The organism is Streptomyces sp. AA1529 (assembly GCF_000280905.1).
Taxonomy (GTDB): Bacteria; Actinomycetota; Actinomycetes; order Streptomycetales; family Streptomycetaceae; genus Streptomyces.
In genome coordinates this window covers 142,535-163,486 of the sequence record NZ_ALAP01000042.1, presented here as the reverse complement: position 1 = coordinate 163,486, position 20,952 = coordinate 142,535, and the positions used below count along the sequence as shown (strand labels likewise).

14 protein-coding genes and 3 pseudogenes are annotated in these 20,952 nt (G+C 73.3%); 9 read left to right on the top strand and 8 right to left on the bottom strand.

Annotated features, from left to right (window positions below; all coding sequences use genetic code 11):
• Positions 1 to 281: pseudogene (locus tag A949_RS0113420) on the bottom strand (hypothetical protein); the annotation flags it as partial.
• 327 nt (positions 282 to 608) lie between these two features.
• Here A949_RS0113420 and A949_RS0113415 point away from each other — a divergent pair.
• Together A949_RS0113415 and A949_RS33320 are read left to right on the top strand one after the other, a co-directional pair.
• A complete protein-coding gene (locus A949_RS0113415) occupies positions 609 to 2,669 on the top strand; it encodes a phosphocholine-specific phospholipase C (protein ID WP_019356528.1) in 2,061 nt (686 codons plus the stop codon).
• Positions 2,670 to 2,888: 219 nt separating this feature from the next.
• Complete coding sequence (locus A949_RS33320; RefSeq protein WP_078534533.1) at positions 2,889 to 3,701, top strand: L,D-transpeptidase family protein; 813 nt, start codon at positions 2,889 to 2,891, stop codon at positions 3,699 to 3,701.
• Between the two features lie 5 nt (positions 3,702 to 3,706).
• On the opposite strand, the gene A949_RS0113405 is transcribed toward A949_RS33320, so the two are convergent.
• Complete coding sequence (locus A949_RS0113405) at positions 3,707 to 4,003, bottom strand: hypothetical protein (protein ID WP_019356526.1); 297 nt, start codon at positions 4,001 to 4,003, stop codon at positions 3,707 to 3,709.
• Positions 4,004 to 4,309: 306 nt separating this feature from the next.
• Between A949_RS0113405 and A949_RS33315 the strand changes: the two are divergent.
• From A949_RS33315 to A949_RS0113380, 5 genes and pseudogenes are all read left to right on the top strand, one after another.
• Positions 4,310 to 5,535: pseudogene (locus A949_RS33315) on the top strand (RNA-guided endonuclease InsQ/TnpB family protein).
• A gap of 17 nt (positions 5,536 to 5,552) precedes the next feature.
• Positions 5,553 to 6,155: pseudogene (locus tag A949_RS33310) on the top strand (sodium:solute symporter); the annotation flags it as partial.
• 195 nt (positions 6,156 to 6,350) lie between these two features.
• The gene (locus A949_RS0113390) at positions 6,351 to 7,373 is read left to right on the top strand and encodes a C-terminal binding protein (RefSeq protein ID WP_019356524.1); all 1,023 of its coding nucleotides are present in this window, start codon (positions 6,351 to 6,353) and stop codon (positions 7,371 to 7,373) included.
• Positions 7,370 to 8,161 carry a class II aldolase/adducin family protein gene (locus tag A949_RS0113385; RefSeq protein ID WP_019356523.1) on the top strand — a complete coding sequence of 264 codons (792 nt, stop codon included), beginning with the start codon at positions 7,370 to 7,372 and terminating at the stop codon, positions 8,159 to 8,161. The genes A949_RS0113390 and A949_RS0113385 overlap by 4 nt, the downstream gene beginning before the upstream one ends.
• Positions 8,162 to 8,427: 266 nt before the next feature.
• The gene (locus A949_RS0113380; protein WP_019356522.1) at positions 8,428 to 9,012 is read left to right on the top strand and encodes an HNH endonuclease family protein; all 585 of its coding nucleotides are present in this window, start codon (positions 8,428 to 8,430) and stop codon (positions 9,010 to 9,012) included.
• Between the two features lie 173 nt (positions 9,013 to 9,185).
• Here the strand turns inward: A949_RS0113380 and A949_RS0113375 are convergent, their stop codons facing one another.
• Positions 9,186 to 10,100 carry an alpha/beta hydrolase gene (locus tag A949_RS0113375; protein WP_019356521.1) on the bottom strand — a complete coding sequence of 305 codons (915 nt, stop codon included), beginning with the start codon at positions 10,098 to 10,100 and terminating at the stop codon, positions 9,186 to 9,188.
• Positions 10,101 to 10,206: 106 nt separating this feature from the next.
• Between A949_RS0113375 and A949_RS0113370 the strand changes: the two genes are divergently transcribed.
• On the top strand, positions 10,207 to 10,620 hold the full coding sequence (locus A949_RS0113370; protein ID WP_019356520.1) for a MarR family winged helix-turn-helix transcriptional regulator: 414 nt from the start codon (positions 10,207 to 10,209) through the stop codon (positions 10,618 to 10,620).
• 350 nt (positions 10,621 to 10,970) lie between these two features.
• Here A949_RS0113370 and A949_RS0113365 read toward each other — a convergent pair whose 3' ends face one another.
• From A949_RS0113365 to A949_RS0113355, 3 genes are all read right to left on the bottom strand, one after another.
• Positions 10,971 to 13,424 carry a glycoside hydrolase family 65 protein gene (locus A949_RS0113365; protein ID WP_019356519.1) on the bottom strand — a complete coding sequence of 818 codons (2,454 nt, stop codon included), beginning with the start codon at positions 13,422 to 13,424 and terminating at the stop codon, positions 10,971 to 10,973.
• A 185-nt stretch (positions 13,425 to 13,609) separates the two neighbouring features.
• Entirely contained in the window at positions 13,610 to 14,458 is an 849-nt protein-coding gene (locus A949_RS0113360; RefSeq protein ID WP_019356518.1) for a universal stress protein, read from the bottom strand.
• Complete coding sequence (locus tag A949_RS0113355; RefSeq protein WP_019356517.1) at positions 14,455 to 16,920, bottom strand: phosphoketolase family protein; 2,466 nt, start codon at positions 16,918 to 16,920, stop codon at positions 14,455 to 14,457. The genes A949_RS0113360 and A949_RS0113355 overlap by 4 nt, the downstream gene beginning before the upstream one ends.
• Before the next feature lie 522 nt (positions 16,921 to 17,442).
• On the opposite strand from A949_RS0113355, the gene A949_RS0113350 reads away from it, so the two are divergent.
• The gene (locus tag A949_RS0113350) at positions 17,443 to 18,330 is read left to right on the top strand and encodes a universal stress protein (protein ID WP_019356516.1); all 888 of its coding nucleotides are present in this window, start codon (positions 17,443 to 17,445) and stop codon (positions 18,328 to 18,330) included.
• A gap of 76 nt (positions 18,331 to 18,406) precedes the next feature.
• Here the strand turns inward: A949_RS0113350 and A949_RS0113345 are convergent, their stop codons facing one another.
• Both A949_RS0113345 and A949_RS0113340 read right to left on the bottom strand, forming a co-directional pair.
• Complete coding sequence (locus tag A949_RS0113345) at positions 18,407 to 19,339, bottom strand: universal stress protein (protein WP_019356515.1); 933 nt, start codon at positions 19,337 to 19,339, stop codon at positions 18,407 to 18,409.
• A 155-nt stretch (positions 19,340 to 19,494) separates the two neighbouring features.
• Positions 19,495 to 20,952 (bottom strand): sensor histidine kinase, encoded by a 1,458-nt coding sequence (locus A949_RS0113340; RefSeq protein ID WP_019356514.1) that lies wholly within the window; start codon positions 20,950 to 20,952, stop codon positions 19,495 to 19,497.

Sequence of the window (20,952 nt, the reverse complement as noted above, 5' to 3'; positions counted from 1 at the left end):
ACCAGCGACTGATAGATGGTCACCTGCATGATGAGGACCGCGGAGAAGGGCGCGAAGGCGGGGCTCTGCGCGGCCAGCACGTTGTGGGCCACGTACCAGGCCGCGGTGGCCGCCAGGGCGCTCTTGCCGATGAGTTCCAGGGTCTGCCGCTCGTAGCCGGCCGACCCCTTCGCCCGGTCCAGCCACTGCCTCGCCCGCGCCCACCTGCCGGACGCCGCCACCTCGCGGCCGCCCTCCGGGGACCCGTCCTGCTCCTCGGCCATCGGTTGGTCCTCCTTCACCGCTTCATCGTGCGTCCCCCGGCGGGCCGCGGCCCGTCCGCTGCCGCGCGTGTCGGGGTGCCCCGTATTCCGGCCGACGGCGTGTGGCGGTGGTCACGAGGGCGGACTCCGACGGTATCCGACGGTATCCAACGGCGAGGAACGCAGCCCGGCAGTCGTCGACCCGCCGTCCCCGGAAATCTTTGCTGGTGGTAGGGGGTGTCCTTGCGGGAACCGTTCCCAGATGTTGCCAACTTGTTCATACAGGTGGCCTTCCCTGGTGCCGCTGTTGTTGACAGACTCTGCCGGTCCGACGATTCCGATTCGCCCTGTGAGGTCAGCAGACCCATGCCAGAACTCAACCGGCGCCGGTTCCTCCAGATAGCCGGCGCGACCGCGGGCTTCTCCGCCCTCTCCGGCAGCATCGCGCGGGCCGCAGCCATCCCCGCGGCCCGCCGTTCCGGCACGATCGACGACGTCGAGCACATCGTCGTGCTGATGCAGGAGAACCGGTCCTTCGACCACTACTTCGGCACCCTGAGCGGAGTGCGCGGCTTCGGCGACCCCCGCCCCGCGGCACCGACCGGCAACCGGACGGTCTGGCAGCAGTCCGACGGACACAAGGACGTACTGCCCTACCACCCCGACGCCGAGAACCTCGGCATGCAGTTCATCGCCGGCCTCAACCACGACTGGGCGGGCGGCCACCAGGCGTGGAACGAGGGCCGGTACGACCAGTGGATCCCCGCCAAGGGCACCGGCACCATGGCGTATCTGACCCGGAAGGACATCCCCTTCCACTACGCGCTCGCCGACGCCTTCACCGTCTGCGACGCCTACCACTGCTCGATGATCGGCGCCACCGACCCCAACCGCTACTACATGTGGAGCGGGCACGCCGGGAACGACGGCAAAGGGGGCGGCCCCGTCCTGGGCAACGAGGAGGCCGGCTACGGCTGGACCACCTACCCCGAACGCCTGGAGGAGGCCGGCATCTCCTGGAAGATCTACCAGGACGTCGGCGACGGCCTCGACGCGGACGGCCACTGGGGCTGGATCGAGGACGCCTACCGCGGCAACTACGGCGACAACTCGCTGCTCTACTTCGACGCGTACCGCAACGCCCGGCCCGGCGACCCGCTCCACGACAAGGCCCGCACCGGCACCGACGCCGAGCAGGGCGACGGCTTCTTCGACCAGCTCAAGGCCGACGTCAAGGCGGGCAGGCTCCCCGAGATCTCCTGGATCGCCGCCCCCGAGGCGTTCACCGAGCACCCCAACTTCCCCGCCAACTACGGAGCCTGGTACATCTCCCAGGTGCTGGACGCGCTGACCGCCGACCCGGAGGTCTGGGCGAAGACGGCGCTGTTCATCACCTACGACGAGAACGACGGCTACTTCGACCACGTCGTACCGCCCTATCCGCCGGCCTCCGCGGCCCAGGGCCGCGCCACCGCGGACACCTCCCTCGACCAGTACACCGGCGGCCTCTCCGGATACGCCCCCGGACCCTACGGCTTCGGCCAGCGGGTGCCGATGCTCGTCGTCTCGCCCTGGAGCACCGGCGGCTACGTGTGCTCCGAACTGTTCGACCACACCTCCATCCTCCGCTTCATGGAGCGCCGCTTCGGGGTGCACGAGCCGCACATCTCGCCATGGCGCCGGTCCCTGTGCGGCGACCTGACCTCGGCGTTCGACTTCACCCTCAAGGACACCGAACCCGCGCGGCTGCCGAGCACCGACGCCTACGAGCCCCCGGACCGGGACCGGCACGACAGCTATGTGCCCAAGCCGCCGGCCAAGCCGGTGCTGCCCCGCCAGGAGGCCGGCTCGCGGCACACGCGCCCGCTGCCCTACGCACCGCTGGTGGACGGCGCGGCCCGCACCTCCGACGGCAGATTCACCCTCACCTTCAGCGGCGGGAAGTCGGCGGGCGCCTTCTTCCTCGTCACCTCCGCGAACCGCGGCGACGGCCCCTGGACCTACACCACCGAGGCGGGCAAGGAGCTGTCCGACACCTGGAACAGCGCCTACTCCGGCGGCAGCTACGACCTGACGGCGCACGGTCCGAACGGCTTCCTGCGCACCTTCAAGGGCCCCAACAAGCAGGCGGGCTGCGAGGTGACCGCACGCCACCTCGCCAAGAGCGGCGACATCGAGCTGACCCTCACCAACGCCGCCGACACCGACCGCACGCTGACGGTGAGCAACGCCTACGGCGGCGCCGAGCGGACGCACACGGTGCGCCCGGGCGCCGAAGTGGTGACCACGGTGCGGCTGCGGAAGAGCGAGCGCTGGTACGACCTCGAGGTCACCTGCGAGGCCGACCCCGGCTGGAAGCGCCGCCTCGCCGGCCATGTCGAGACCGGCGAGCCGGGCGTCAGCGACCCGGCCACGCTGACCGGCTGACAGCGGCCTTCCGCCGTCCGCGCACCCGGCCCGGTGCTCCACCCGGGCCGGAGCGCGGACCGGGGCGAGGCCGGACCGGGGCGCGGACCGGAGCGAGGCCGGACCGGGAGGGGACCGGCGCGGTGCGACCGGCCCGCAGCCGGGAGCCGGTGTGCGGCGCTCAGGTGATTCGGCGGACTTCCGTGCTGCGCATCCGGTCGGCAGGGCACAGCCCCGTGCATGCCAGCGAACACATTCCCGCGGTCCGTACGAAAAACACACACCCCCGCCCTCGCGCTGCTGTTGCTGCTCGGCCTCGCCGAAGCCGCGCCCGCGCAGGCGCTCGTCCCGCCCCTGGCCGGCACCGCCGCCGGCCATCCGCGCTCAGCGACGGCCCGCCCCGCCGGGCAGGAGCCCGAACCACAGGAGACCGCCCCGCAGGAGCCCGAACCGCAGCGCGAGTGCACCACCGGAACCGGTCCGCGGCAGCGCGAGGTCGAGGGATACCTGGGACTCCCGGTGGACGGTACCCAGTCGCCGCAGGACTGCGCCGCCATCCGGGACTTCCAGGAGCGGGAGGGCGTGCTCCCCGCGGACGGCCTCGCCTCACCCACCACCTACCGCGCCCTGTACGCGCGCTGGGCGGCCGGGCACCCCGAGCAGCTGCTGGCGGACGGGCACTGCCCGCCCGAACGCGGGCGGGTCGCCTGCCTCGATCTGACCCACCAGGTGATGTGGCTGCTCAAGGGCCGCAAGGTCGTCGTCCAGGCGGTGCCCCTGCGCAGCGGCGCGCCGGGGTACGAGACGCGCACCGGACGGTTCTCCATCCAGCGGCGTGTGCGCGACGACTATTCGAGCCTGTACCACCAGCCGATGCCCTTCAGCCAGTACTTCAGCGGGGGCCAGGCCCTGCACGGCACCCGCAAGAACATCTACAGCCCGCCCGGTTCGCACGGCTGCGTCAATCTCCGCCACGACGACGCGGAGCGCCTCTGGAACTGGATGCGGGTCGGCGACACCGTCCGCATCTGGGGAAGCAAACCCCCGGCATGAGCCCCTCAGCCGGCCCCCGTGAGCGGGGCGAACCGGGCCCGGGCGTGTTCGTGTGCTTCGGGCGCGGACACCAGCGAGTGGAGGGTGTGCGCCGCGCTGTGGACCACCGCCGGGGCCTCGCTGGCGACGGCCCGCTCCAGCGCCCGCCCGGCCTGGGCGTCGGCGCCGGGCAGCTCGGCCGCTGGTACCGGTGAGCTGAAGCCGAGGGTCCAGCCGAGGGCGGCGGCCTGCGCGGGAGGGCCCGGCCGGGCGTCCGGCGCGCTCGGGACCAGGGCCCGCAGCCGCGTCCGGTCGAGGTGCACATAGGGAGTGCCGAGCGCGGTGCCCAGCGCGGAGATTCGGGCCGGGTCGGTGTGCGACCGGTCGGCGGGACCCGGCCGGGGCCGCAGCAGCCGGCCATGGACGACGATCCAGTGGTCGGCTGCGCCTGGCCCGTCGTCGGGGAGCAGCGCGTGCGTGACCTCGGCCGGTCGGTCATGGTTCGGGGCTGGTGATTCGTGACAGAGACCAGCTGGACATGAAGGTTGTGGACGAGGTGACGGCCGGTGCGTACATCAGGATTTGGAATTCAACATGTCGACATGACCCAAATATGTATGATGACCGCTGTGCAGCTCAGGTACGGGTTCCGTCTGTACCCGAACGGTCCGCAGCGCTCGGCGCTGGCCAGGGCGTTCGGGTGCGCTCGGGTCGTCTTCAACGACGCGTTGCGCGTCCGGGAGGACGCCCGCGCCGCCGGGCTGCCGTTCGTCACCTCCGGTGAGCTGTCCAAGCGGCTCACCGCGTCAAAGGGGACGCCGGGGCGCGCATGGCTCGGTGAGGTGTCGTCGGTGGTCCTCCAGCAGTCTCTTCGGGACCTGGACACGGCGTACCGGAACTTCTTCGACGGCCTCAAGGGCAGACGCCCCCGCATGGGCCTCCCAGATTCAAGAGCCGCAAGGACAATCGGCAGTCCGTACGGTTCACCGCGAACGCCGGATGGAAGATCACCCCTGGCGGGAAGCTGCGGCTTCCCAAGGTCGGCGATGTGGCCGTGAAATGGTCGCGCTCCCTGCCGTCCGTGCCGTTCACGGTGACTGTGATCAAGGATGCGGCCGGTAGATATTTCGCGTCCTTCGTGGTCGAGACCGAGCCCTCCGAAGTCCTCCCGGAGGTAGCGCCCGAGGTCGGCATGGACCTGGGCCTGTCGAACTTCGCGATTCTCTCCGACGGCACGAAGATCGACAATCCGCGCTTCCTGCGCCGGGCCGAGAAGAGGCTCAAGAAGGCACAGCAGTTGCTGAACCGGAAGGCGAAAGGATCCAGCAACCGGAGAAAGGCCCGGCTCAAGGTCGCTCGCGCACACGCGAAGGCGGCCGACGCCCGGCGGGAGTTCCACCATCAGCTCTCCACCAAGCTGATCCGCGAAAACCAAGCCATCGCGGTGGAAGACCTGGCGGTCAAAGGACTCGCCCGCACACGCCTGGCCAAGTCCGTGCACGACGCCGGATGGTCGCAGTTCGTGACCATGCTCGAATACAAGGCCGCTCGATACGGGCGCACCCTCGTGAAAATCGGCCGGTTCGAGCCGACTTCCCAGGTGTGCTCGCAGTGCGGCACCAAGGACGGCCCCAAACCTCTACACGTCCGCACCTGGACGTGCTCGGCGTGCAGGGCCGTCCTCGACCGCGATGTGAACGCGGCGGTCAATGTCGCCAAGGCCGCCGGACTGGCGGCATCAGCCTGCGGAGCGCAGATAAGACCGAGGCCCGTCCCGGCATCGCGCGATGAACCAGGAACCCACCCGAAGCCGCGCCGGTCAACGGCTCGGCAGGCGGGGATCGCCCCCCTTTAGGTGAGCGAGGATGTCAAAGCTTCGGCATGCTCATCGGCCAGGACATCTGGCAGCGGGTCTTCACCGCGCGCAGCGACCGGGTCGCCGCCTGGGGCGGCACCGCCGCGGGCGCCTACTGCCTGGTCTACGCCGTGGCCGGGGCCGTCATCGGCATGGCCACCAAGACGCTCCACCCGCGGCTCGCCGACGCCGACCAGGCGTTCGCCGCGATCGTCCAGCACGCCCTGCCCGCCGGGGTGAGCGTCGCCTCCGACCGGGTCGCCGTCGCCGTCCTCGGCGTGCTGTCCATGGCCCTCGCCTGCCTGCTCGGCGATGTCATCGCGGCCCTCACCGTGGCCTACGACCTGCTCGTCGGCGGTCTGCTGATACCGGTGCTCGGCGGCCTGGTCTGGCGGCGCGGCAACCTCCAGGGCGCCCTTGCCTCGATGGTCGCGGGCGGCAGCACGGTGCTCACCTTTATGGTGGCCGACGGGCTCCTCGCCAACGAGCCGATCTACTACGGCCTGCTCGCCGGCCTGGTCGCCTACGTGGTCGTCAGCCTGGCCACCAGGCCGACCGAGGAAGCTGTCGTCGAGGCGTGGCGCCGGCGCCTGGCGGGCGAGACCCGGACGGTCCGGTGACCGCGGACAGCCCGGCGGCCGGCCGTCCGGCGACCGCCGGGGTCTGAGGCCGCGCCACCGGCCCGAGCCGGCGGCCGGCCCCGACCGCCTCCCCGGCCGACCGCCGACCGGCCACCGACGACCGACCGCCGACCGACCCCGGTCCCCGACCGGGCGCCGGCCGCACACGACCGACACACCGACCAGGAGCACGACATGACCGGCCCGCCGCTCGCCGTCTTCACCGATCCCGACGACCTGGACCCGGCCCCCGGGGTGGCGAAGCTGACCGAGGCGGGGTTCGAGGTGCGGATCGCCGACAGCCCGGCCCCGGACGCCGTCGTCCGGGCGGCGGCGGACGCGGTCGCCCTGCTCGTCGGGTACGCCCGCATCGACGCCGACCTCCTCGACCGGCTCCCGGCGCTGCGCATCGTGGCCACCTGCTCGGTCGGCTACGACATGGTCGACACCGAGGCTGCCCGTGCCCGCGGCGTGTGGGTGTGCAACCTCCCGGGCGCGGCAACCGAGGAGGTCGCGGTCCACGCGCTCGCCGCCGCCCTGTCGCTGATCCGGGAGCTTCCGCAGGCCGACGCGGCGGTGCGGCGCGGCGGCTGGACCGGCGACCTGCCGCGGCTGCCCCGGCGACCGGGCGAGCTGACCCTCGGCCTGGTGGGCACCGGCCGGATCGCCACCCGATTCGCCGAGCTGGCCGCGCCGCTCTTCGGCCGCGTCCTCGCCCACGATCCGCTGGACCGCCCGGCGCGTGGGCCCGCCGCCTTCCGGCGGACCGGCCTGGACACCCTGCTGGCCTCCAGCGATGTGCTGTCCCTGCACGCCCCGCTCACCGATGCCACCCGCGGCCTCATCGGCAGCACCGAGCTCGACCGGCTGCCGGAGGGCAGCGTCCTGGTCAACGTCGCACGCGGCGGCCTGCTCGACCACACCGCGCTGCTGGCAGCCCTCGACGGCGGACGGCTCGCCGGGGCCGCTCTCGACGTCCTCCCCACCGAGCCCCCCGCCCCGCACGACCCGCTGCGCACCCATCCCCGGCTGCTGCTCTCCCCGCACATGGCCTTCCTCTCCGACGCCGCGTGCCGCACCTATGTGGAGCGCCCGGCCGAGAACGTCGTCGCCTGGCACCGCACGGGGCAGCCCCTCACCCCCGTCGTCACCCCCGCAACCTCCGGCACCCCCGGCACCCGCGTCATCGATTCCGCCCCTGAAGGAGGCACCCTGTGACCGCCCCGACCACCCGCGCCGACCGGGCCGCCCGGACCGTCTCCGACGAGGAACTGCGGCTGCGCCGCGAACTCGCCGCGGTTTACCGCCTGGTGGCGCACTTCCGGATGACCGACCTGATCTTCACCCACATATCGGCGCGCCTCCCCGGGCCCGAGCAGCACTTCCTGATCAACCCCTACGGCCTGCTCTTCGAGGAGATCACCGCCTCGAACCTCGTCAAGATCGACCTGTCCGGCCGTGCCGTCGAGGAGAGTCCCCACCCGGTCAACCCGGCCGGTTTCGTCATCCACAGCGCCGTGCACGCCGCCCGCCCGGACGCCCACTGCGTGCTGCACACCCACACCAGGGCCGGATGCGCCGTCGCCGCCCAGGAGCAGGGCCTGCTCCCGGTGAACCAGATCTCCATGGAGTTCCACGGCCGGATCGGCTACCACGACTACGAGGGCGTCGCCCTCAACCTCGCCGAGCAGCAGCGCCTGGTGGCCGACCTCGGCGGGCACCCGGCCATGATCCTGCGCAACCACGGCCTGCTCACCGTCGGCGAAACCCCCGCCCAGGCGTTCCTGCGCATGTATTACCTGGACAAGGCGTGCGAGATCCAGCTCTCGGCCCAGTCCGGCGGAGCCCGGCTCACCCTGCCGCCCTCCGGGGTCTGCGAACGCACCGCACGCCAACTCTCCGGCGAGGACGACGAGTCCGACCTCCAGGACGAGCAGGGCTACGACCTCGCCTGGTCCGCGCTGCTCCGGCTGGTCGAACGCATCGCCCCCGACTACCGGGACTGACACCCGCGCCCCGGCCCCCGGCCCCGGCCCCGGCGCCCGGCACCCCGCACCCACCACCCCCGGACGGCACACCGGGCCGGGGCCGGGCCGGGGGGGGCCGCGCCCGCGGGGTGCGCGGACCGATGCCGGACGAGGCCCCGTGCGGCCGGGAACAGTTGAGCTGATCGAGTGTCCGGCGGCCCGCTTCGTCCGTCATCATCGGGCGGCCTGCGGCGCTTTGGGCGCTGCGACATCACGAGAACGATCCCGACTGGCTCGACACCTTCATGCGTGCGCTGGAGCGGCTGTCGGCCAGCATGTTCATCCGGCGGGTCTACACCACCCCCCGGGTGACGCGCTATGCCGAGCTCCTTCGTCAACTCGACGAAGGCCATGGGCTCGACTCGCCGGCGCTCGAACTCCGTGAGGAGGAGCGGACAGACACGCGGGCCAAGCTCGACGGCGAGCTCTACCTGGTCGGCAAGATCCGCAAGTACGTCCTCCTCCGACTCGACGAGCTGCTGGCTCGTGGACAAGGAGTCACCTACGACCACCCGCTCATCACGGTGGAGCACGTACTGCCGCAGAACCCGAGCCCCGACTCGCAGTGGGCCGAGCTGTTCGACGAGGAACAACGTCATCAGTGGACGCACCGATTGGGCAATCTGGTGCTGCTGAACCGTGCCAAGAACTCGGCTGCACAGAATTACGTGTTCGCTGCCAAGAAGGCCAAGTATTTCACGGGCCGTGGCGGAGTGGTCCCTTTCGCCCTGACCGGCCAGGTGCTCCAGCACAGCGAATGGACTCCCGAACTGCTCAAGGCCAGGCAGGAGAATCTGCTGGGTATCCTCTTCGAGGAGTGGCGCCTGTGAGTGCCCGCTCCGGAGAATCCGGGAGGGGCCGCTGGGCCCGAGTGCTCTGCGGGGCGCACTTGCGGCGCACCGGTGGACGCATCGTTCCGCAGGCGCACGCTCACCGGAAGGTTCCGTCCCGGTCGCGGATCCCGCTGGTGCTGTGACCGCACAGGTTCGCCGGGTTGGATGCCTTACAGGTTGTTGACGTAGAAGTTGGTCAGCCTTTCGACGGCGGCGTCGACGTATGCGGGCTCGTCGTACATCTCGTAGTGGCCGGCGCCGTCGATCACCATGAGGTCGACTGGGTTGGGGGCCAGCTTCCACAGCTGCATGCCCATGTCGTAGGAGCCGGTGTTGCCGGTGCGTCCGGCGAGGACGACCTGGAGGGGCTGGGTCATGAGCTGATCGGCCAGGTGGAAGGCGTCGTAGCCCAGCAGGAGGGGGTCGCTGCGCAGGAGGCGGAGGTTCGTGGAGTGTTCGTTGCCGCCGCGCTCGGTGCGGTAGTAGGTGACGGCCTGAGTGGTGTCGATGTCGGTCAGGCCCGCTGCCGTGGCGTCCTCGAGGGTGTCGGGCAGCCAGTTCACGCGGGTCATCTCGCCGGAGCGGCCCTCTTCGGTCCGCGCGTCCCCGAGGGCGTCGAGTGCTGCGGCCGGACCATCAGGAGAGAAGCTGCGGAAGGCGTTGCCGATGTTGACGGGGACGACCGTGCCGACCGCTTTGATGCGGTGGTCCGTGCGGGCGGTGTGCACGGCGTAGCCGCCGCCGGCGCAGATGCCGAGGACGCCGATGCGCTGCGGGTCGATACCGGGGGCCGTGGTGAGCACGTCGAGGGCGTAGGAGATGTCCTCGCCTCGGCGGTAGGGGTCTTCGAGGTCGCGGGGCTCGCCTTCGCTCTGACCCTGATGGGCGGGGTCGAGGACGAGCGCCGCGATGCCCCGGGCGGCGAGACGGGAGGCGTAGTTGGCGCCGATCTGCTCCTTCACGCTGCTGCCCGGGGTGGAGAGCACCACGGCGCACAGCGGTGCGCTGCTGTCGGCGCTGTCGGGCAGATGGAGGTCCGCGGCGAGGTTGACGGGCCCGCGCGGGATTCTGAGGTGCTGAACCATGCCTGGCTTCTTTCGTGAGATTGTTGTTCTATAAGAGTCCAGTACGCGACTGTTTTTATATGATCTGAGACTAATACGAAACTGTACCACATGGAGGAGGGCTCGCATGCCGGTCGATGGGGCGCAGCTGTGGACGCTGAACCAGCGGCTGCTGGCAGTCGTGATGGATGCCTGCACGGAGGAGCTGGCCGAGCTCGGGTTGGAGACGAAGGAGTTCTTCGTCCTGGCCGAGGTGGAGGCATCGCCGTACCCCGCCGAGATCGCGACGGCGCTGCTGCTGCCCAAGGCGAGCGTGACGGTCTACGTCCGCAACCTCGTCGCCAAGGGCTTCATCCGCCGCGAGATCGACGAGGCGGACCTGCGGCGTCATCGGCTCGTACTGACCGCTGAGGGCACAGAGGCGCGGGATCGTGCACTTGCAGCCCTCGCGGCGGAGTACGACCGCAGGTTGGCGAGGGTCACCCCCCAGGACCGCGCCGAGCTGCAGCGCATCCTTCAGGAGATGCTCTCGCCTGCGTGAGTCCATGGTCACGAGCGGTTCGCCTGCCCGGTGAGCCCCTGCTCGCCCGTGCTGTGGCCGCGTAGATTCGTCGGGCGGTCAGCTTGGCGTTGCGCTCGGGGAGCAGGTGGGGATGGCCTCCCGCCCACCGGGGGGTCAAGGAGGCCGGGCGCACGCGGACAAGCTCAGCCACGGCACCCCAGCAGTCGGAGCGGTCGTCTCCGTGCATCCAACCGCCCGGACGACCGCCCCGGCGAACCTTCCCGGTCGGAGCACCAGCGCCGGAGAGCCGCGTCCGGTGGCCCGGAGGCGGAGCCGTCGGTGGCACGGCGGCGGCTCCGGCGCTTCGTGTGTCCCCCGTCATGTCCCGGTCAGGGGCGTGGAGGTTCCGTCAGGCTGATGGTGCGGCTCTCGCCGGGGGCGACGAGGACGGTGTGCCCGCCGAGGGCGACCCGCAGCGCCGACCGTTCCGCCGACGGGAGGCTCACCTCCAGGAAGTCCCTGCGCAGCCGGATGCGGACGCCCCAGTGCTCGCCGAAGCGGATGGTGAAGCCGTAGCTGCACAGTTCGGGGACGGAGGCGGGCGCCAGGTGGAGGGTGCCGTCCCGTGCCTCCAGCCCGGTCAGGCCGCGCTGGACGAGGTCGAGGGTGCCGGCCATGGCGCCGAGGTGGATGCCCTCCGGAGTGGTGCCGCCCTGCAGGTCGCACACGTCGCCCCGCAGTGCCTCCTGCATGTAGCGCCACGCCTCGGGCCGCTGCTCCCTGGACAGCAGCCAGCCGTGGACCAGTCCGCTGAGGGTGGAGCCGTGGCTGGTGCGGGAGAGGTAGTGGTCGACGCTGCGGTCCCAGGTCTCCTCGTCGACGCGGTACCCCAGGTGCTGGAAGAGGGCGGCCAGTTCCCGCGGCGGGAACAGGTAGCCGAGCATCAGGACGTCGGCCTGCTTGGACGCCTGGTAGCGGTTGACGGAGTCCCCCTCGGCCTCCAGGATGCGGTCGAGCCTGCGGATGTCGCCGTACCGGTCGCGGTAGCGCTGCCAGTCGAGCTCCGCCAGCGCGTGGTAGCCGTCGAACTGGTCGATGACCCCGCCGTGGAACGGGATGCACAGCCGCCGCGAGACCTCCTCCCAGCGGTCCAGCTCCGCCGCGGTGAGCCCCAGTTCGGCCAGCAGATGGTCCCGCCGCGGGTGGGGGAGGCCGCGGACGAGGTCCAGCGCCCGGGCGAGCACCCAGGAGGCGGCCGCGTTGGTGTAGGCGTTGTCGTCGATGCCCGGCCGTCCGCTGCCGGGGTACGCGTCGTGGTACTCGTCCGGCCCCAGCACGCCCCGGATGTGGTAGCGCCCGTCGGCCGCCTCGTACGCGGCGGCGCTGGACCAGAAGCGAGCGATCCGCAGCAGGATCTCGGCGCCCTGCGTGTGCAGGAACTCCCGGTCGCCGGTGGCCTCCGCGTAGCGCCACACGTTGTAGGCGACGGCCGCTCCCACGTGGCGCTGCAGCCGCGAGTGGTCCGGCAGCCACCGCCGGGACTCCGGGTTCAGGTGCAGGATCTGGGCCTCCTCGCGTCCGTCGCTGCCGCTCTGCCACGGATACATCGCCCCCGCGTACCCGGCGGCCTCGGCGTTCCGGCAGGCCGCGGGCAGCCGGCGGTGCCGGTAGGCGAGCAGGGCGCGGGAGACCTCGGGGAAGTGCAGATTGAGGTACGGCAGCACGAACAACTCGTCCCAGAAGACGTGCCCGCGATACGCCTCACCGTGCAGCCCGCGGGCGGGCACCCCCACATCCAGCCCGGCGGTGTGCGGGGAGAGGGTCTGCAGCACATGGAAGTGGTGCAGCCGCAGGATGCGCCCGGTCTCCCCGGGCACCTCCAGATGCGCCCGCTCCCACAGGTGCCGCCAGGCGAGCCGGTGCGACTCCAGCAGTTCGGGGAAGGCGGGGGCGCGTTCGACCGCTTCGAGTGCCGCGGTGAGGGGAGCGCTGATGCCCCGGTCCCCGCTGCGGTAGAGGGCCGCGGTCTTGTCGACGTGCACGCTCTCGCCCGGACGCAGGGTCAGGACGAGCCGCTGCCGGGCGCGGCCGCCCTCCGTCGCGGTCACCCGGATGCGGCCGTCCCCGGCCGGGCACCCCAGGCGCGCGGCGAGTGCGATCGTGTGGTGGGAGGTACGGGTGCGGCAGTGCACCCAGACGGTGTGCTCCCCGGCGGATCCCGCCTCCGCCGCGGTCAGATGCGCACCGGCGAGGTCCCGGTACCGCTCGACGCCGCTGTTGGTCACGGTCGCGTCCAGACCGGCCTCCACCTCCAGCTCCCCGGACCAGTTCTCCGCGGTGAACGTCGTCCGCAGTGCCGCCCGGTGCGGGTCACCCATGTGGACGATGCGCTCCTGCACCACCCGCAGCCGGTGCCCGGACGCCGGATCCCGGTACCGCAGCCGCCGGGTGAGGACTCCGCCCCGCAGGTCGAGGAGCTGCCGGTACTCCAGGAGCCCGGGCCGGTCCGGCGCCCACCAGGGCGGCTCCCCGCCGTCGCCGTCGCCGTCGCCGTCGCCGTCGGGGCGCGGGCGGAAGCGCAGCGGCAGCCAGTTGGGCAGGTTGACCATGTCCTCGTTCTCGACCTGCCGGCCTGAGACGTGCGAGGTGAGCCGGTCGTAGCAGCCGGCGGCGTACGTCCCCGGGTAGTGGTGCGCGTCGGCCTCGGCCTCGGGCGCCGCGCCACGGGTGGCGAAGTAGCCGTTGCCCAGGGTGCACAGGGCCTCCCTGAGCCGTTCCTGCTCCGGCGAGTACCCCTCGTAGCTCCAGGTCCACTCGTCGTGCGGAGGTTCGTTCCCCGGCATGGTCCCACCCTCCGTCCGGCGCCGCGGGATCCCGCCACCGGGCCGGACGGGCGGTCCGGCCCGGTTCCAGGTAAACAGAGCGGCCGCAGGGCGGCCACCGCCGGCGCCCGCGGCGGGGCGCGCACCGGGCCCGGCCCCGGCGTGCCGGGCCCCGCACCGCGCGGCGGCGCGGGTGCGGGCGGGGATCAGCGGTGCGGTACGACCGCGACCGGGCAGGCCGCGTGGTGCAGGGCCGCGTGCGTGACGGGTCCGATCCGGGTGGGGAACGGGTGCCCCCTGGTCCGCCGTCCGGTCACCAGGAGCGCGGCACTGCTGCTCTCGTCCAGCAGGAACGGCGCCGCGGCGCCGAGGGCCAGGACGGCACGCGTCTCGACGTCCTGGTACCGCTGCCGCCACGGCTCCAGCACCTCCTCCACCGCCCGCCCCGCCTCCGCTTCGGCCCGGTCGACGGCGGCCGGGTCCGGCAGCGCCGACGGATAGGCGTACTGGTGCTGGACGCTCCACGCGTGCAGCACCCGGATCCCCACACCGTGCTGCCGGGCCGTCTCGTAGGCGAAGCCGAGCACCGGGTCGCAGTCGTGGGTGACATCCACCCCGACCAGCACCGGGGCCGGGGCGCGGGCCCCGCCGTCGCGGACCGCCACCACCGGCAGCGTCGCGTGGGCCACCACCGACAGTCCGACCGACCCCAGGACGAACCCCGCCACGGGCCCGAGCGCCCGGGAGCCGAGGACCAGCATGTCCGCCTCCCGGGCGGCGGTCAGCAGCGCCTTCACCGGCCGCTCACCGACCACCTCTTCCCGGACGGCCAGCCCGCCGGCTGCGTCCTGCGCCGCCTGCGCCGCCACGCGGGTGTTCTCCCGCGGCCACGACGAACCCGGCGCCGGCCCGCTCTCGGGCGCCGGCGTCGCCCAGGGCCCGGCCGCCGCCACGATGCGCAGCACCGCCCCGCGCGCCCCGGCCTCGCGCCCCGCCCACCGGGCGGCCCGCGTGCTCTCCTCCGAGCCGTCCACCCCGACCACGACCTCGTTCATGCCGAGCCTCCCGCCGCATCGGTCCGCTGCCGTCCGGACTCCCCGGAGGGCTCCGGAGGCGAGGGCTGCCACTCCCAGTCGGCGATCTCCGGCAGGTCCTCGCCGTGCTCCCGGATCCAGTCGTGGTGGCGGCTGCGCGCGTCCGCCATCCGCTGCCGCACCGCGGCGGCCCGGGGGGCCAGCCCCGGGACGCGGTCGATGACGTCCATGACGAGCCGGAAGCGGTCCATGTCGTTGCGGACGACCATGTCGAAGGGCGTGGTCGTGCTGCCCATCTCCTTGTAGCCGCGCACATGCAACTGGTCGTGGACCGCCCGCCGGTAGGCCACCCGGTGTACCAGCCAGGGGTAGCCGTGGTAGGCGAAGACGACGGGCCGGTCCCGGGTGAAGAGCGCGTCGAACTCGTGGTCGGGCATCCCGTGCGGGTGCTCCTCGCGGGGCAGCAGGCGGGTCATGTCGACGACGTTGACGACCCGTACCGCGAGTTCGGGCAGCTGCTCCCGCAGCAGCGCGGCGGCGGCCAGGATCTCCATGGTCGGCACGTCGCCCGCGCAGGCCAGTACCACATCGGGCTCCCGGCCGCTGTCCCCGGTCCCGGCCCAGCTCCAGATGCCCGCGCCGCGGGCGCAGTGGGCGCGGGCCTCCTCCAGGGACAGCCAGTCGAAGCAGGGGTGCTTCCCGGCGACGACGACGTTCACGTAGTCGCGACTGCGCAGCACGTGGTCGCAGACGGACAGCAGCGTGTTCGCGTCCGGCGGCAGGTAGACCCGCACCACGTCGGGGCTCTTGTTGAGGATGTGGTCGACGAACCCGGGGTCCTGGTGCGAAAAGCCGTTGTGGTCCTGCCGCCACACGTGCGACGTGAGCAGGTAGTTGAGCGAGGGCACGGGCCGTCGCCAGGGCAGCGCGGCGGCGGTCTTCAGCCACTTGATGTGCTGCGCCGCCATGGAGTCGACGATGTGCACGAACGCCTCGTAGCAGGAGAACACCCCGTGCCGCCCCGTCAGGACGTAGCCCTCCAGCCAGCCCTGGCACAGGTGCTCGGAGAGGACCTCCATCACCCGCCCGTGCCGGTCCAGATGCTCGTCCACCGGAAGGACCGCCTCCTGCCAGGCCTTGCCCGTCGCCCGGTAGAGCTCCTGGAGCCGGTTGGACGCCGTCTCGTCCGGTCCGACGACGCGGAAGTCGCGGCGCTCGGCGGTCGCTTCCACGAGGTCGGCGAGCAGCCCGGCGAGCACCTCGGTCGGACTGTGCCGGCTGCGGCCGGGGCCCGGCACCGGGACGGCGAACCGCTCCAGGCGCGGCAGCGGCAGCTCGCGGGTGTGCAGACCGCCGTTGGCGTAGGGCGAGGCGCCCAGCCGCAGCTCCCCGTGCGGCACGCACGCCAGCACCTGGTCCCGGGGAGCGCCGCGCTCGTCGAACAGTTCCTCGGGCCGGTAGGAGAGCAGCCACTCCGCGAGCTCCCGCAGCCGTGCCGGATCCTCCCGCACCCCCGCCAGGGGGATCTGGTGGGACCGCCAGGTCCCCTCCACCGGTACCCCGTCCACGGTGGCCGGGCCCGTCCAGCCCTTGGGGGTCTCCAGCACGATGACCGGCCAGCGGGGCCGCCCGCCGAGCCCGGCGTCCCGCGCGGCGTTCTGGATACCGGCGATGCGCTCCATGGCGGTGTCCATGGCCCGGGCCATCGCCTCGTGCACGTGGCGCGGTTCCGTCCCGCGGACGTGCAGCGGGTCGTGCCCGTAGCCGCGCAGCAGCTGGTCCAGCTCCTCCCGGTCCATCCGCGCCGGCACCGTCGGATTGGCGATCTTGTAGCCGTTCAGGTGGAGGATCGGCAGCACGGCGCCGTCATGGAGCGGATCGAGGAACTTGTTGCCGTGCCAGGACGCCGCCAGCGGGCCGGTCTCGGCCTCACCGTCCCCGATCACGCAGGCCACCAGCAGATCCGGATTGTCCAGCGCGGCGCCGTAGGCGTGCGCCAGCGAGTAGCCCAGTTCGCCCCCTTCGTGCAGGGAACCCGGCGTCTGCGGCGCCACATGGCTGGGCACGCCGCCGGGTGCGGAGAACTGCGCGAACAGCCGGTCCATGCCCGCCTCGTCCCGGCCGACATCGGGATAGAGCTCGCTGTAGCTGCCCTCCAGCCAGGAGTTCGCCAGCACCGCGGGTGCGCCGTGGCCCGGCCCCCAGATGCAGACCGTCGGCCGCCGCCACGCCCTGATGATCCGGTTGAGATGGGTGTGGACCAGGTTGAGGCCGGGGCACGTCCCCCAGTGCCCGAGCAGCCGGGGTTTGATGTGCGCCGGTTCGAGCGGCGCGCGCAGCAGCGGATTCGCCCGCAGGTAGAGCTGTCCGGCGGACAGATAGCAGGCGGCGCGCCAGTGTGCCTCCAGCGCGTCCAGCTCGGCGGCGCCGAGCGCGGGTGCGGTGGTCGGGCCTGCCTGGCCGGCTGCGGACTCTGCGGGCACGGAGACCTCCGTGACGACGAACGGCCGGCGCCGTGAAGCGCGCGGGTGGCGGTTCCTGCGATTCCCCTCCGCCCCGCCATCGTCGCCCCGTCCCGCGCAGACGGCACGCGGGACGGCGCCGGCAGCCGCGGGGAGCCGGCCCCCGGCAGGCGCGGGCCGCCGGATCCGCGTGCTGACGAACAGCCCGGCGTTGACCCGTACGAGTGAGCGCCGGGCGGTGGGGCACCGGTCCGGTTGCCGCCGGCCGCCCGGGACGGGAGCGTTCCGTTCAGGAGCCGGGTGTTCCGGACCGGACGGGCCCTCTCGGTGCCTCTCCCGGCAGGAGCCGGGCGCTCCGGGAGCCGGGCTGTACGGCCGGGGCACGGCGGGGCGCCGGGACCCGGCCCCCGCCGGGGCCGGACCCGGCGACGGAGTCCGCTCTCCGTGCCGCGTGCCCGGCGCCCCGGCCGCCCGCCCGGCGCCACGACAGCAGGGAGCCAGCATGACCCGTCGCACCCCGTACGCACGCCGCGGAGCGTCGCGGTGAACGCCGCCCCGGTCGTCGTCGGCACGGACGGTTCCGAGCCGGCCGGAGCGGCGCTGGCGCTGGCCGCCGGGGAGGCCGCGGCACACGGCCGGCGGCTGGTGATCGCCCACGCCGTGGACCGGACACTGCCACCGGGCCTGGCCGCGGTGCGCCACGAGACCGGTGTGCACGCCCCGCGCGAGCGCGGCGAGAGCATCCTGCGCGAGGCACGCACCCGCGCCGAGGACCGCGCACCGGGCATCGCGATCGAGACGGCGCTCTCCACGGACGACGCCCGCTCCCAGCTGGCGGCACTCGCGGCGGAGGCGTTCCTGACGGTGGTCGGCAGCCGCGGACACGGCCGGGTCGCGAGCGGACTGCTCGGCTCGGTCACCCGCCACCTGACCGCCGTCGCCCGGACCCCGGTGCTGGTGGCCCGCTCCGCGCGGCCGCCGGCCGGTCCTGTGGTGCTCGGTGTGGACGGGTCGCCCGCCGCCGAAGCGGCGACCGCCTTCGCCTTCCAGGAGGCGGCCGTGCACGAGACGGACCTGCTCGCGCTGCACGCGTGGACGGAGTGGAGCGTGCCCACGCTCCCGCACACCGACCCCACCAGATCCATCGCGGAGGTCGTGGAGGAGCTGCGGGACGGGGAGGAGCGGCTGCTCGCCGAGGCGGTGGCCGGCTGGGCCGGGCGCTGTCCGGAGGTGCCCGTCGAGCGGCGGAGCGTGAACGGGCGCATCCGGCAGACCCTGCTCGACGCGGCCGCGGGTGCGGGGCTCCTGGTGGTGGGCTCGCGGGGGAGGGGCGGCTTCCCCGGGCTGCGGCTGGGATCGGTCAGCAGTGCGGTGCTGCAGCACGCGCCCTGCCCGGTCGCCGTGGTCCCCGGCACGGACCGGGAGCTCTGATACGCGGGCACCGCACGGCCTGCGCTTCCCGGTGCCGCCTCCGGCGGAGCGCCGGCGGGCGTCGAGGACAGCGGTCTCAGGGATGCGGTACCACGGCCACCGGTGCGGACGCGTGGTGCATGACCCCGTGTGTCACGGGGCCGATGTGCGTGCCCGGCCGGGCGGCGCGGGTACGCCGCCCCACGACCAGCAGTCGCGCCTCGGCGGCGGCCCGCGTCAGCAGCACCGCCGGCTGCTCCAGGACGGCGCGCGCGTCCACCGCCACGTCGGGGTAGCGCTCGGCCCACGGCTCCACCGCCTGCTTCAGCAGCGCCGCACGTTCGCCCAGCACGTCCTCCAGCGCCGTCGCGGCCAGCGGCAGCGGCCGCGCCCCGTAGACGGGCGGCGGCTCCCAGCCGTGCAGGACCGTCAGCGGCGCGCCCCACCTGCGGGCGGCCGCGAAGGCGAACTCCAGCGGCTCCGCGGCCGGTTCCCGCACGTCGAAGCCCGCGACCACGCCGGGTGCCGGATGCGCGGAGACCCGCTCCGCGGGCTCGGCCGTCCCCCGTGCGGTGCGCTCGTCCGCACGGGAGGAGTCCCGGACGAGGACGAGGGGGCACCGGGTGTGGGCGACCACGGGCAGGGCGACCGAGCCGACCAGGAAGCCGTGGACGGCGCCCAGCCCGCGCGAGCCGAGGACCAGCAGCTCGGCCTCGCCCGACAGCTGCGTCAGGATCCCCGCGGCGGCCCCCTCCAGCGCCGAGGTGCTGATCGGTACGGCCGGGTGCTCGGCGCGCAGCTGGTCCGCGACGGTCGGCAGCACATCGGACGCCTCCGCCTGCCTGCCCGGCTCCGGTGCCGCCTCCGCTCGCGCCCCCGGCTCCCGTCCCGGAGCGGCACCCTCCGGGCCCGTCCGGACCGCCACCAGGCGCAGCGCCGACTCCCAGCGCTGCGCGGTACCGGCTGCCCACCGTGCAGCCGCCGTGCTCTCGGGCGAGCCGTCGACGCCCACCGTGAAGCTCGGGCCCATCTCGCACCCTCTTTCACCGAGACCGTTACGCCCGCAATGTCGGGCGTGGGGTATATCGTCAGCGTCGCGCCTGGTCCGGGCGCTGTCCACCGGTGCCGCTCAGCGGCAGAGCCGTACCGGGCGCCGTGCCGGGCGGCGGGCACCGTGTCCGGCGGTCAGTCGTCCGCGGCCGGCCGCCCCGGGGACTCCGCGGGCAGCGTGATGCGGAAGCGGGTGCGTCCCGGGCGGCTCTCGACGCCGGCGGTTCCGCCGTGGGCGGAGACGACGGCGTCGACGATGGCGAGCCCCAGGCCCGTGGACCCCTGCTCCCGCGAGCGTCCCGCCTCGCCCCGGGTGAACCGGTGGAAGACCTGGCCGAGGAGTTCACGCGGGATCCCCGGCCCGTCGTCGGTGACGGTCAGTACGGCCTCCCGCGCCGCGCGGCCGAGGACCACCTCCACCCGGGTACCGGGCGGAGTGTGCCGGCCGGCGTTGGCGAGCAGATTGCTCACCACCTGATGCAGGCGGAATCCGTCACCGGCGACGACGACCGGCGCCGCGGGCAGGTCGAGGGTCCAGCGGTGTTCCGGATACAGCGTCCGGCAGTCCTCCGCCGCATCCAGCAGCAGCCGCGTCAGATCGACCGGCTCCCGCTCCAGCCCGCGCCCCGCGTCCAGCCGCGCCAGCAGCAGCAGTTCGTCCACCAGGACGCTCATCCGGCGGGACTCGGCAGCCACCCGCTCCAGCGAACGGCGGACGTCGCCGGGCAGCGGACCGGGGTGCCGCAGCGCGAGCTCGGCACGCGCCCGCACATTCGCCACCGGGGTGCGCAACTCGTGGCCCGCGTCGGCGGCGAAGGTCCGCAGCCGTTCCTCGACGGCGTGCCGCCGGTCCAGCGCGTCCCCCACATGCCCGAGCATCCGGTTGATCGCCGTCGCCACCCGCCCGACCTCCGTCGCCGGATCCGCCCGGGGCACCGGCGGTGGCATGTCCACCTGCCCCGAGGCCAGCGGCAGTTCGGCGACCCGGTCCGCCGTGTCCGCCACCCGCTCCAGCGGCAGCAGGGACCTGCGCACCCACAGCGCGCCCACGGCCCCGGTGGCCGCCAGGGCGAGCCCGAACACCCCCGCCTCCACGGCTTCCAGACGGTGCAGGGTCTCCTCGACCGGGTGCAGGGGCAGCCCCGTCAGCAGGGTGTCGTGCTCGTCCCCGGACCAGGCCGCCACCCGGTAGTCACCGACCCCGGTCAACGAGACGGTGTGCCCCCGGCCGTCCCGCGGCACGGCGACGAGGGCGCGCCGGTCCGCCGCGGTCAGTTCGAGGCGGTCGTCGTCGGTGTCCTTGACCACGGCTGCCCCGACGACCCGGCCGTCGACGATCCGCGCCCCCAGCGTGTCCTCCGCCTGCCCCCGGGTGTCCCCGTCGTTGTCGGCGTCGGGTGCGTGCTCGTGCTCCAGGCTGGCGGCGAACCGGCCGCGCCCGGCGGTGAGCTGCTCGTCCAGCCGGTCCGTGAGGAAGCCGCGCAGCGCCAGCACGGTGGCGGCCCCCACGGAGGTGCAGACCACCGCCAGCAGGACCACCAGGCCGAGGATGAGGCGGCCGCGCAGCGAGCGGGGCGCGGGGAGCCGGCGCAC